The following is an 11,636-nucleotide window of genomic DNA, read 5'->3' on the forward strand; positions in this document are numbered from 1 at the left end:
TTTATGGCCGAACCCCCGCTGAAAGGCGTCCGCGTCGTCGAACTCGCCCGCATTCTTGCCGGGCCCTGGGCCGGGCAGTTGCTTGCCGATCTCGGCGCCGATGTCATCAAGGTCGAGAGCCCCGATGGCGGCGACGACACCCGCAAATGGGGTCCGCCCTTCGTCATGAGCCACGACGGCGAGAACCTGTCGGCCGCCTATTACCATTCCTGCAATCGCGGCAAGCGCTCCATCGCCATCGACTTCTCGACGCCCGAAGGCGCCGAGACGGTGCGCCGGCTGGTCGCGACGGCGGATGTGCTGATCGAGAACTTCAAACTCGGCGGCCTGAAGAAATACGGGCTCGACCACGGCAGCCTGAAGGAAATCAACCCTCGCCTCGTCTACTGCTCGATCACCGGTTTCGGTCAGGATGGGCCTTATGCGCCTCGCGCGGGCTACGATTTCATCATCCAGGCCATGGCCGGCATGATGTCGATTACCGGCGAGCCCGGCCGCGAGCCGCAGAAAGCCGGCGTCGCCATCTCGGATATCTTCACCGGCCTCTATTCGGTCGTCGCCATCCAGGCAGCACTTCGCCATGCCGAACAGACCGGCGAAGGCCAGCACATCGACATGGCGCTGTTCGACACGCAGATCTCGGCGCTCGGCAACCAGAACCTCAATTATCTCGTTTCCGGCAAGTCGCCGGTGCAGATGGGCAATGCCCATATGAACATCGCCCCCTACGAAGTGCTTCCGGTCAGGGACGGCCACATCATCCTGGCTGTCGGCAATGACGGCCAGTTCGCCAAATTCTGCGCCGCGGTCGGGCTGGGCGATTTGCCGGCCAATCCCGATTTCACCACCAATCCGGCCCGCGTCGCCAATCGCGTGGAACTTCGCGCACGCATCATCGAGGCGCTGAAGATTTTTGATCGCGATCCGCTGCTGGCGAAGCTCGAAGCCGCCAGCGTGCCGGCAAGCCCGATCAACACGATCGGCCAGATGTTCGACGACCCGCAGACCATTGCCCGCGGCATGCGGCTCGACCTCGACGACGGCCATGGCAACCGCCTGCCATCGGTGCGCGCGCCGATGGTGATGTCGGGCACACCGCTTACTTATGAACGCCCCTCGCCGCGCCTTGGCGAGCACACTGACGAAATCCTTGCCGAACTGGAGAAGTCTGGGAAATGAAGACCGGTGGACAACTGATCGTCGACGCCCTCGAAGCCAATGGCACCGACCGTATGTTCTGCGTGCCGGGCGAATCCTACCTTGCGGTGCTTGACGCGCTGCATGATTCCTCGATCCGCACCATCGTCTGCCGCCAGGAAGGCGGCGCTGCCATGATGGCCGACTGCCAGGGACGGCTGACCGGCAAGCCCGGCATCTGCTTCGTCACCCGCGGACCCGGCGCCACCAACGCTTCGGCAGGCATCCACATCGCCATGCAGGATTCGGTTCCCCTCATCCTGTTCATCGGCCAGGTCGCCAGCCACGCCAAGGAACGCGAGGCGTTCCAGGAAGTGGACTATGTCAGGTTCTTCGGCGACATCGCCAAATGGGTGGTCGAGATCGACGACGCCTCGCGCATCCCCGAATTCGTCACGCGCGCCTTTGCCGTGGCGACGTCGGGCCGCCCCGGCCCGGTCGTCATATCGCTGCCTGAGGATATGCTGACCAGCGTCGTCGACGCGCCGGAAGCACTTCCGCACACGCCGGTCGAAACCTATCCCGGCGAGGCCGAACTCGACGCACTGGAAATGCTGCTTGCCGGCGCGAAGCGTCCCTTCGTCATTCTTGGCGGCACGCGCTGGAACGCGGACGCGGTGGCGCGGATGCATGAGATCGCCGAGGCCTGGTCGCTTCCTGTCGGCTGTTCCTTCCGCCGCCAGATGCTGTTCGACCATCTTCATCCAAACTATGCCGGCGATGTCGGCATCGGCATCAATCCGAAGCTGGCGACGGCCATCAAGCAGGCCGACGTCGTTCTCTTGATCGGCGGGCGCATGGGCGAGATGCCCTCTTCCGACTACACGCTGCTGAAGAGCCCCTACCCCGACCAGGCCCTGGTGCATGTCCATGCCGATGCCGGCGAACTCGGCCGCGTCTACCGTCCGACCCTGGCGATCAATGCTTCGCCAGCGGCCTTCGTCGAGGCTTTCACCAAGCGCATGCCGGCCGGAACGCCATCATGGGCGGCCGAAACAGCCAAGCTGCATGCCGCCTATCTCGACTGGTCGACTCCGCCTGAAAACGGTCCCGGCCCGGTCCAGATGGGACCGATCATCAACTACCTGGAAAACGTGCTGCCGGACGATGCCATTCTCACCAATGGCGCCGGAAATTACGCAACCTGGGTACACCGCTTCCATCGCTTCCGCCGCTTCGCCACGCAAGGAGCGCCGACGTCGGGCTCGATGGGCTACGGCACGCCGGCGGCGGTCGCCGCCAAGGCGCTGTATCCGGAGCGCACCGTGGTCGCCTTCGCCGGCGACGGCTGCTTCCTGATGAACGGCCAGGAATTCGCCACCGCCGTGCAGTACGACCTGCCGATCGTCGTCATCGTCGTCAACAACGGTATTTACGGCACCATCCGCATGCACCAGGAACGCGAATATCCCGGCCGCGTCGTCGGCACCGATCTGAAGAACCCTGATTTTGCAGCACTTGCCCGCGCCTATGGCGGCCATGGCGAGACGGTGGAGAAGACAGCTGATTTCGCGCCTGCCTTCGAGCGCGCGCGAACCAGCGGCAAGCCGGCGATCGTCGAGATCAGGCTCGATCCCGAAGCGATCACCCCGACCCGGACGATGACGCAGATACGCGACAGGGCTTAAGGGCCGGCAGAACAGAGGGCGGCGCTGTCCCGCCAGGCTTCAAGCGTGAGCCGCGCTTCGGGCTCTACATCGCCTTTTCGATCTGGCCGCGAATCTCGCCGTCCTTGTTGGCCGCCGTGTGCACATTGACGTAATACTTGCCGGCCTCGAGGTCAGCGGCCTGCGCATCGGTCAGCGTCGCCGACCCCTTGATCGGGCTCTTGAGCTTGCCTTTGAACGGGATCACCGGAGGCGCATTCTCGCCCGCCGCCGCCGGGCCGTGAATGTGCGCCGCTGTCGCCGGGCCGCTGAGGCCGGAATACTTCACGTTCCAGCTGAGCTTCTTCTTGGTGGTGTCGAAGGTGAGAGTGGCCGTCCCCTTGCCCTTCGTGGTGACGGCTGGGCTCTGCTGGCCGCCATCGAGGGTCGCCTTGTATTTTACCATCTCGGCCATGGCCGGTGATGCGAACAGGAAAGCGGTGGAAATGGCGAGCGCCGATAGCGCCGGCAGGAAGGAGTGAGCGCGCATGAAGGACCTCCGATTGACAAAGCGTGCGTCGCGGCTCCCCGACGCGCGCATGCTTCAATGCAACGGCTGGACGACGCAATGTATCCCCGCACACGGTTTTGTGATTGGAGCGCATGGAAAAGGGGCGGTCGCCCGCCCCTTTGATCGTCAGACCCGGTCTCAGGCGCTGTTGATCGCGCCTGCGAGGCCTACTTGACCGCCTTATCGGTGATGGCGGTGGTATAGGCGCCTTTCGGCTCCTTGGTGATGATCTTCTGGTCGAGCAGCGCCTTGGCGGTGCGTTCGTAGGTCGCCGGGTCGAGCTTGCCGTCGGCATTGTCGATCAGCTTGGCAACTTCGCTCATCATCCGCTTCTGGTGGTTCTCGTCCTGGCCGCCGCCGTCCATGACGATGCTTGCGGCTTCGTCATTGTTGTCGACCGCGTATTTCCATCCCTTCATCGAAGCGCGCACGAACCGCACCATCTTGTCCTCGAAAGCCGGATCCTTGAGCTTGTCTTCCGAGGCATAGAGGCCGTCCTCGAGCAGGTCGTTGCCCATGGCCGAGTAGTTGAACACGGTCAGCTGTTCGGGCTTGTAGCCGGCGTCGATCAGCTGCCAGTACTCATTGTAGGTCATGACCGAGATGCAATCGGCCTGCTTCTGGATCAGCGGCTGCACGTCAAAGCTCTGCTTCAGCACGGTGACGCCATCGGGGCCGCCCTCCGTCTTGAGGCCAAGCTTGTTCATCCACGCGTAGAACGGATATTCGTTGCCGAAGAACCAGACGCCGAGCGTATGACCCTTGAAGTCGGCTTCGGTCTTGATCGGGCCGTCCTTCGGGCAGACCAGCTCCATGCCGGCCTTCTTGAACGGCTGGGCGATGTTGACCAGCGGCACGCCCTTCTCGCGCGCGGCGAGCGCGCCGCCCATCCAGTCGACGATGACGTCGGCGCCGCCGCCGGCGATCACTTGCTCGGGGGCGATGTCGGGGCCGCCTGGCTTGATGTCGACGTCGAGGCCTTCAGCCTCATAGAAACCCTTGGCCTTGGCGACATAGTAGCCGGCAAACTGCGCCTGCGTGACCCATTTCAGCTGCAAGGTCACCTTGTCGGCGGCCATCGCCTGGAACGCGGCCAGCGACATCGCGCCGGCCAGAACTGGAATAATAAGTCTTTTCATTTTTTTACCCTCTGAAGTTAGTGCCCAAACCCACCGCCCCTATCCACCACGGACAGAGGGATGCCAAAACGTGACGGCCCTTTCGACAAGGGCGACCACGCCATAAAAGACCGAACCCGCAAGTGCTGCAACTGCGATTTCGGCCCAGACCATGTCGATGTTCATCCGCCCGACCTCGGTCGAAATGCGGAAGCCCATGCCGACGACGGGCGTGCCGAAGAACTCGGCGACGATGGCGCCAATCAGCGCCAGCGTCGAATTGATCTTCAGCGCGTTGAAGATGAAGGGAGCGGCGGCCGGCAGCCTGAGCTTGACGAGGGTCGGCCAGTAGCCCGACGCATAGGTGCGCATCAGGTCGCGCTCCATATGGCCGGACGCGGCGAGCCCGGCGACCGTATTCACCAGCATCGGGAAGAAGGTCATGATGATGACCACCGCCGCCTTGGATTGCCAGTCGAAGCCGAACCACATGACCATGATCGGCGCCACGCCGATGATCGGCAGCGCCGAGACCATATTGCCGATCGGCAGAAGTCCACGCCGCAGAAACGGTACGCGGTCGGCGAGAACAGCGGTGATGAAGCCAGCGCCGCTGCCCACCACATAGCCGAAGAGCACCGCCTTGAAGATGGTTTGCCGGACATCGGCGCCGAGCACCGGCAGCGAGCTGACGATGCGCGCGCCGATGGCGCTCGGCGGCGGCAGCAGGATGAAAGGAATGCCGGCGCCGCGTGTGACGGCTTCCCAGATGATCAGGATCCAGGCGCCGAAGATAGCGGGGATGACCAGACGCAGTGCGGTCCGGACCCATCCTGCCGTCGGCCGCAATCCCGAAAGCACCGCCACACAACGCCAGCCAAGCAGCCAGGCAGCCGCGAGCAGAAGGAAATACGGCGCCAGCGCCGTCCCTTCGAAGCCTGAAATGCCCGATATCAGCAGCCAGGCGACGAGATGGGCGCCTATGAAGAGCATCACGGCCTCCGCCAGGGGCGGAATCCTGACCATGGAGATCAGCGCCGCCAGCACGGCCACGCCAAGCATCAAGCCCTTCATTCCGAGATAGGGGTAGTCGATACTGGCCGTCGGATCGGCAAGCGCTGCCGCTTCCGGCTTCGAAATGGCGCCGACCGCAATCGCGATCAGGCACAGCACGATCGCCAGCACGGCCTGCCAGGAAGGTTTCAGCCAGTTCATGCCGGCCTCCCACCCATGGCGCGGTCAACGACGCGGCCGGCGATGCCAACCACCATCACCAGCAGTGCCGCCACGATGGAGCCCGCGACCAGCGCCGACCAGATGTCGATCGACTGGCTGTAATAGGCGCCGGCCAACAGCTTGGCGCCGATACCGGCGACCGCGCCGGTCGGCAGTTCGCCGACGATTGCGCCCACCAGGCTTGCCGCCACCGCGACCTTCATCGAGGTGAACAGGAATGGCACCGAGGCTGGCACACGCAGTTTCCAGAAGGTCTGCGCGCGGCTGGCATTGTAGGTGTGCATCAGGTCGAGATGCATGATCTCGGGCGAGCGCAGGCCCTTCACCATGCCTACGGTTACCGGGAAGAACGACAGATAGGTCGAGATCATCGCCTTCGGGATCAGTCCGGTAATGCCGATTGCCGCCAGAACGACGATGATCATCGGCGCCACCGCCAGGATCGGAATGGTCTGCGAGGCGATGATCCACGGCATCAGGCTGCGGTCGAGCGTCGCGACATGGACGATGCCGACGGCGATGACGATGCCGAGTGCGGTGCCGAAGGCGAAGCCGAGCAGCGTCGAGGACAGCGTAACCCAGGCGTTGTAGACGAGACTGCGGTTTGAGGTGATGGGCCGCAGAAAAGTGTTCTCGAAGAAATTCACCGCCACCTGATGCGGCGCCGGCAGCGTCGGCTTGGGCTGCGACAGCGTCTTGCCGATGAGTTCGCCGAACGTGGAGGTTTCGTTGGCACGCCGGTCGAGATCGCGCTGGAAGGGCGCGTTGAGGATGACGGCGAAGATGTACCAGAGCACGACCACGCCCAGAAGGATGGAGGTTACGGGGATGATCTTGGAGCGGAAGCTATCCATGGGCGGGGCCTCCTCCTCTCCCCCACGGGGAGAGGATGGCCGGAGCGAAGCGAAGGCCGACCACCTTCGCCTTCGTCATCCTAGGGCGGAGCAACGCGAAGCGTCGCGCAGACCCTAGGATCCATTCCGTGACGTTGGCCGGGGGGTATAAGCGGTCGAGAGTGTTCGCCTTCGAACGCACAGCGTAAGGTGCATCGGTCTGCACCGCTGCGGAACGTTGAGGTAACGGCATGGATCCTAGGGTCTGCGCCGCGTCGCTTCGCTCCTTGCTCCGCCCTAGGATGACGAAGTCGCGATGGACCGCGCGCTTGTCGCTCCCCTCAATCATCATAACTATGCCCTGCCCTCAACCCATCGCGCACCCGCGCCGCGATCGCCAGAAACTCCGGCGTCTCGCGGATGTCGAGCGGCCGCTCTTTCGGCAGCGTCGATTCGATGATGTCGCTGACCCGGCCCGGGCGCGGCGACATGACGACGATGCGCGTCGACAGGTAGACGGCTTCCGGAATGGAGTGGGTGACGAAGCAGATGGTCTTGTTCGTCCGTCCCCATAGTTGCAGCAATTGCTCGTTGAGGTGGTCGCGCACGATCTCATCCAGCGCGCCGAACGGCTCGTCCATCAGCAACAGGTCGGCATCGAAGGCCAGCGCACGCGCGATAGAGGCGCGCTGCTGCATGCCGCCGGAAAGCTGCCAGGGGTATTTCTTCTCGAAGCCACCGAGGTTGACGAGGTCGAGCGTGCGCTTGATCCGCTCCGCCTGCTCGGTCTTGGACAGGCCCATGATTTCCAGCGGCAGCCCGACATTGCGCTCGATGGTGCGCCAGGGAAACAGGGCGGCGGCCTGGAAGACATAGCCGTAGGCACGTCTCTCGCGCGCCTGTTCCGGCGTCATGCCATTGACCGAGATCGTCCCCGAAGTGGGCTTTTCCAGATCGGCGATGACGCGCAGCAAAGTAGTCTTGCCGCAACCCGAAGGCCCGATGAAGGAGACGAACTCACCCTTGCCGATGGTCAGGTCGACATTGGACAGCGCCTGTACCGGCCCGTCATTGGTCTGGAAGGTGAGGCCCAGTTTGCTTGCCGAAACGACGGCTGGCGAAGGTCCCGTCATCGGTTGCTGCCTGCCTTCCGCCGCACGAAACCGATTGCTTTTATCGTGATGTTGTTTTCCACTCGACCCGTCCCATTGGCCCCAGTCCAGCTGAGTTTGTCCCGCTCGGTCGACGCCCGGAGTTTCCCCGATGTCGCCTAAACCGACTTGTCATCTTATCCGCCCTGAAAGCACTTATGAAGGCAAGCAGGGCCTGACCTACTTCGCCGGCATAGCCACCGAGTCGGTCGGCTCCTCCGGCATCTGCATGCACGTGCTCACCATGCCGCCCGGTGCCCGCGCCAAGGCGCATCTGCACGAGAACCATGAAACGGCGATCTACGTGCTCTCCGGCGAGGTCCATACCTGGTATGGCGACCGGCTGGAGCATCACATCGTCGTCAAGGCCGGCGACCTTTTCTACATTCCCGCAGGCGTGCCACATTTGCCGGCCAATCTGAGCAATGCGCCGTCCTCGGCCGTCATCGCCCGCACCGATCCCAACGAACAGGAAAGCGTCGTCCTGCTGCCGGAACTGGACGCGCTCGTCGCCTGAGGGCGGTATTGGCGGGTTGGCCGGCCGAGGCTCAATAGCTCCAGGTCCGCGCTGCCCCTCATCGCCCTGCCGGGCACTTCTCCCCGTAGAGTGACGGGGAGAAGGACGCCATCGCGAAGGATTCCGCCAATCGCCTGCGTTGCCAGAAAGAGCACCGAGATCGCACTCGGCCCCCTTCTCCCCGTCACTATACGGGGAGAAGATGCCGGCAGGCAGATGAGGGGCGGCGCCGACCTCGGCAATCATCTGCACCGAGACACTTCCCCGTATACGCTGCCGTCCTCGTCGGCGATCACCAATTTCTTGGCATTCTTGGCGCTGTGCTTGATCGTGAAGGTGGCCGGCGACTTTCCCTCCTCGCCTTCGGCTTCGCACTCTGCCTTGACCGTCAGCGAACCATCGGCCTCACCGTGTTTGCCGGTGAAGGCGCAGGCACTGGTCGCGGTGATAAAATCGGTGTCGGTCAGCAGCAGCATGTCTTCGGCATAGACCTTCTGGCCGTTCTTGTTGATGCAGCCGGACTTATTGCCATAGGGCTTGGACAGGTCGATGCCGGCCGCAGAGGCGGAGCCGGCTGCCAGAACAACAACGGCGGTGAGATAGAGCCCCGCGCACCTCACCTCAAACACCCGTCGCCGGAATGCCTGTCCGCTCGACCTTGCGCGGCGCGGTGATCTCCTTCCAGGTCGACAGCGCCCGGTTGACGGCCGCGTTCGGTTCGCGGCCGACGAACTCACCATGGCCAGGCTTCGCCTTGACCTCGGCCTCCTCGACCGACAGCTCGCCGCGCGAGAACACGAAGCGCGGCAGGCCGGTCACTTCGACCCCTTCGAAGACGTTGTAGTCGATGACGGATTGCTGCTTCTTGGCGGAAATCTTCTTCTTGCGCTGGGGGTCCCAGACGATGATGTCGGCATCCGCGCCTTCGACGATCGCGCCCTTCTTCGGATACATGTTGAGGATCTTGGCGATGTTGGTCGAGGTCACGGCGACAAACTCGTTCATCGTCAGCCGGCCGGTATTGACGCCCCTGGTCCACAGCACCGGCAACCGGTCCTCAAGGCCACCCGTGCCGTTGGGGATCTTGGTGAAATTGCCGACGCCGAAGCGCTTCTGGTCGGTGGTGAAGGCGCAATGGTCGGTCGCTACCACCTGCAGCGAACCGGCCTGCAGGCCGGCCCATAGCGAATCCTGGTGCAGTTTGTTGCGGAAGGGTGGGCTCATCACGCGGCGCGCCGCATGGTCCCAGTCCTTGTCGAAATACTCGCTCTCGTCCAGCGTCAGGTGCTGGATCAGCGGCTCGCCGAACACCCGCATGCCTTTCTGGCGTGCCCGGCGGATCGCCTCGTGGCTCTGTTCGCACGAGACATGCACGACATAGAGCGGCACGCCCGCCATGTCGGCGATCATGATGGCGCGATTGGTCGCCTCGCCCTCCACTTCCGGCGGGCGCGAATAGGCATGTCCCTCGGGGCCGTTATTGCCGGCGGCAAGCAACTTCTGCGACAGGGCCGCGACCACGTCGCCATTCTCGGCATGCACCAGCGGCAGCGCGCCGAGCTCGGCGCAGCGCTGGAACGACGCGTACATCTCGTCGTCGTCGACCATCAGCGCGCCCTTGTACGCCATGAAGTGCTTGAACGAGGTGATGCCCTTGTCGACCACGGTGGCCATCTCGTCGAACACCTGCTTGCCCCACCAGGTGATCGCCATGTGGAACGAATAATCGCAGGACGCCCTCGAGGTCTTGTTGTCCCACATCTGCAGGGCTTCGAGCAGCGATTGCTGCGGCGCCGGCAGGCAGAAATCGACCACCATCGTGGTGCCGCCGGCCAAGGCCGCACGCGTGCCGGATTCGAAATCATCGGCCGAATAGGTGCCCATGAACGGCATTTCGAGATGGGTGTGCGGGTCGATGCCGCCCGGCATCACATAGCAGCCGGTGGCGTCGTACTCATGGTCGCCATGCAGGTCCGAGCCGATGGCGACGATCCTGCCGTGCTGCATCAGCACGTCGGCCTTCCACGTTCGGTCGGCGGTGACGACGGTGCCGTTCTTGATGACTTTGGTCATTTTGCTGTTCCCTTGTTCTTCTCTTCCCGCTTCTTGGTGAGCGGCGTTTGAAGGTAAATCTCTAAGTTCACTCCACTATAACGGCCGTCTCCACCACCGCATGGAACAGAACGTCGGTGCCGGCCGCTGCCCATTCCTTGGTGATCTCTTCCGCCTCATTGTGGCTCAACCCATCCACGCAAGGGCACATCACCATGGCGGTCGGCGCGACGCGGTTGATCCAGCAGGCGTCGTGGCCGGCACCCGAGACGATGTTGCGATGCGTATAGCCAAGCCGCTCGGCCGCGTCGCGGATCGCCTTGACGCAGCCCTTGTCGAAGGTGACCGGATCGAAAGCGCCAACCTGCTCGATCTTGTACTGGATGTCGAGGGCGTCGCAGATCGTGTCGATGCCTTCGCGGATGCGGCCATCCATGGCGTCGAGCACTTCCTTTTCCGGCGAGCGTATGTCGATGGTGAAGACGGTGCGCCCGGCGATGATGTTGCGCGAGTTGGGATAGACCTCCATGTGGCCGACCGCGCCGACAGCGTCGGGCTGGTAGTCCATGGCGATCTCGTGGACCAATTCGATCACCCGCGCCATGCCGAGCCCGGCATTGCGGCGCTTGGGCATCGGCGTCGAGCCGGTATGCGCCTCCTTGCCGGTCAGCGTCACCTGCAGCCATTTCAGGCCCTGGCCATGGGTGACGACACCGATGTCGATGTCCTCGTCCTCGAGGATCGGGCCCTGCTCGATATGCAGTTCGAAGAAGGCGTGGATCTTGCGATCACCGACCTTCTCGGCGCCCTTCCAGCCGATGCGCTCCAGTTCCTCGCCGAATTTCTTGCCGTTCTTGTCCGTGTGCTCGTAGACGTCGGCCTGGTCGAGCACGCCGGCGAACACGCCGGACGCCATCATAGCCGGCGCGAAGCGCGCGCCCTCCTCGTTGGTCCAGTTGGTGACGACGATCGGATGTTTCGTCTTGATGTCGAGATCGTTGAGCGAGCGCACGATCTCCAGGCCGCCGAGAACGCCGAGAACGCCGTCATATTTGCCACCGGTCGGCTGCGTATCGAGATGGCTGCCGACATAGACCGGAGGCAGGCTGGGGTCGGTGCCTTCGCGGCGGGCAAACATGGTGCCCATCTCGTCGACGCCCATTTCGAGCCCTGCGGCATCGCACCAGCGCTTGAACAGATGCCGGCCTTCGCCATCCTCGTCGGTCACGGTCTGACGATTGTTGCCGCCGGCAATGCCGGGGCCGATCTTCGCCATCTCCATCAGCGAATCCCACAAACGGTCTGAATTGATTCGCAAATTCTCACCGGGTGCGGCCATTCAAAACCTCATCAATTGCGGGGCGTCCCCCTCCCC

The 11,636-nt window shown here is 63.4% G+C and carries 11 protein-coding genes; 3 read left to right on the forward strand and 8 right to left on the reverse strand.

Annotated elements, in window-relative coordinates; translation table 11 throughout:
- Positions 1-3 precede the first annotated feature (3 nt).
- Both LB557_RS22425 and LB557_RS22430 read left to right on the forward strand, forming a co-directional pair.
- Positions 4-1,179 (forward strand): CaiB/BaiF CoA transferase family protein, encoded by a 1,176-nt coding sequence (locus tag LB557_RS22425; RefSeq protein WP_140665291.1) that lies wholly within the window; start codon positions 4-6, stop codon positions 1,177-1,179.
- Positions 1,176-2,825, forward strand: coding sequence for a thiamine pyrophosphate-binding protein (locus tag LB557_RS22430; RefSeq protein WP_224641281.1), 1,650 nt, complete (start codon positions 1,176-1,178; stop codon positions 2,823-2,825). The genes LB557_RS22425 and LB557_RS22430 overlap by 4 nt, the downstream gene beginning before the upstream one ends.
- Before the next feature lie 64 nt (positions 2,826-2,889).
- Here LB557_RS22430 and LB557_RS22435 read toward each other — a convergent pair whose 3' ends face one another.
- The 5 genes from LB557_RS22435 to LB557_RS22455 form a co-directional block, all read right to left on the reverse strand.
- Entirely contained in the window at positions 2,890-3,333 is a 444-nt protein-coding gene (locus LB557_RS22435; RefSeq protein WP_015317166.1) for a CHRD domain-containing protein, read from the reverse strand.
- 188 nt (positions 3,334-3,521) lie between these two features.
- Positions 3,522-4,493, reverse strand: a complete 972-nt coding sequence (locus tag LB557_RS22440; RefSeq protein ID WP_015317165.1) for an ABC transporter substrate-binding protein — start codon at positions 4,491-4,493, stop codon at positions 3,522-3,524.
- A gap of 39 nt (positions 4,494-4,532) precedes the next feature.
- Positions 4,533-5,687: an ABC transporter permease gene (locus LB557_RS22445; protein ID WP_140665296.1), complete on the reverse strand. Its 1,155-nt coding sequence runs from the start codon at positions 5,685-5,687 to the stop codon at positions 4,533-4,535.
- Positions 5,684-6,562: an ABC transporter permease gene (locus tag LB557_RS22450; protein ID WP_015317163.1), complete on the reverse strand. Its 879-nt coding sequence runs from the start codon at positions 6,560-6,562 to the stop codon at positions 5,684-5,686. Before LB557_RS22450 ends, LB557_RS22445 begins: the two co-directional genes overlap by 4 nt.
- Positions 6,563-6,882: 320 nt before the next feature.
- Positions 6,883-7,674, reverse strand: coding sequence for an ABC transporter ATP-binding protein (locus tag LB557_RS22455; protein ID WP_224641279.1), 792 nt, complete (start codon positions 7,672-7,674; stop codon positions 6,883-6,885).
- Positions 7,675-7,804: 130 nt separating this feature from the next.
- On the opposite strand from LB557_RS22455, the gene LB557_RS22460 reads away from it, so the two are divergent.
- Entirely contained in the window at positions 7,805-8,209 is a 405-nt protein-coding gene (locus tag LB557_RS22460; RefSeq protein WP_015317160.1) for a cupin domain-containing protein, read from the forward strand.
- A gap of 242 nt (positions 8,210-8,451) precedes the next feature.
- Here the strand turns inward: LB557_RS22460 and LB557_RS22465 are convergent, their stop codons facing one another.
- The 3 genes from LB557_RS22465 to LB557_RS22475 form a co-directional block, all read right to left on the reverse strand.
- Positions 8,452-8,838, reverse strand: coding sequence for a hypothetical protein (locus tag LB557_RS22465; RefSeq protein ID WP_015317159.1), 387 nt, complete (start codon positions 8,836-8,838; stop codon positions 8,452-8,454).
- Complete coding sequence (gene hydA, locus LB557_RS22470) at positions 8,831-10,282, reverse strand: dihydropyrimidinase (protein ID WP_224641276.1); 1,452 nt, start codon at positions 10,280-10,282, stop codon at positions 8,831-8,833. The genes LB557_RS22465 and hydA overlap by 8 nt, the downstream gene beginning before the upstream one ends.
- Positions 10,283-10,349: 67 nt before the next feature.
- On the reverse strand, positions 10,350-11,600 hold the full coding sequence (locus LB557_RS22475) for a Zn-dependent hydrolase (protein ID WP_224583450.1): 1,251 nt from the start codon (positions 11,598-11,600) through the stop codon (positions 10,350-10,352).
- Positions 11,601-11,636: the final 36 nt, after the last annotated feature.

It is taken from the genome of Mesorhizobium sp. BR115XR7A, from assembly GCF_020165315.1.
Taxonomy (GTDB): Bacteria; Pseudomonadota; Alphaproteobacteria; order Rhizobiales; family Rhizobiaceae; genus Mesorhizobium; species Mesorhizobium australicum.

Excerpts from the sequence above, each read along its gene's own strand:
- hydA (WP_224641276.1), bottom strand. The coding sequence starts at position 10,282 with ATGACCAAAGTCATCAAGAACGGCACCGTCGTCACCGCCGACCGAACG.
- LB557_RS22455 (WP_224641279.1), bottom strand. The coding sequence starts at position 7,674 with ATGACGGGACCTTCGCCAGCCGTCGTTTCGGCAAGCAAACTGGGCCTC.
- LB557_RS22440 (WP_015317165.1), bottom strand. The coding sequence starts at position 4,493 with ATGAAAAGACTTATTATTCCAGTTCTGGCCGGCGCGATGTCGCTGGCC.
- LB557_RS22435 (WP_015317166.1), bottom strand. The coding sequence starts at position 3,333 with ATGCGCGCTCACTCCTTCCTGCCGGCGCTATCGGCGCTCGCCATTTCC.
- LB557_RS22460 (WP_015317160.1), top strand. The coding sequence starts at position 7,805 with ATGTCGCCTAAACCGACTTGTCATCTTATCCGCCCTGAAAGCACTTAT.
- LB557_RS22450 (WP_015317163.1), bottom strand. The coding sequence starts at position 6,562 with ATGGATAGCTTCCGCTCCAAGATCATCCCCGTAACCTCCATCCTTCTG.
- LB557_RS22425 (WP_140665291.1), top strand. The coding sequence starts at position 4 with ATGGCCGAACCCCCGCTGAAAGGCGTCCGCGTCGTCGAACTCGCCCGC.
- LB557_RS22445 (WP_140665296.1), bottom strand. The coding sequence starts at position 5,687 with ATGAACTGGCTGAAACCTTCCTGGCAGGCCGTGCTGGCGATCGTGCTG.
- LB557_RS22475 (WP_224583450.1), bottom strand. The coding sequence starts at position 11,600 with ATGGCCGCACCCGGTGAGAATTTGCGAATCAATTCAGACCGTTTGTGG.
- LB557_RS22430 (WP_224641281.1), top strand. The coding sequence starts at position 1,176 with ATGAAGACCGGTGGACAACTGATCGTCGACGCCCTCGAAGCCAATGGC.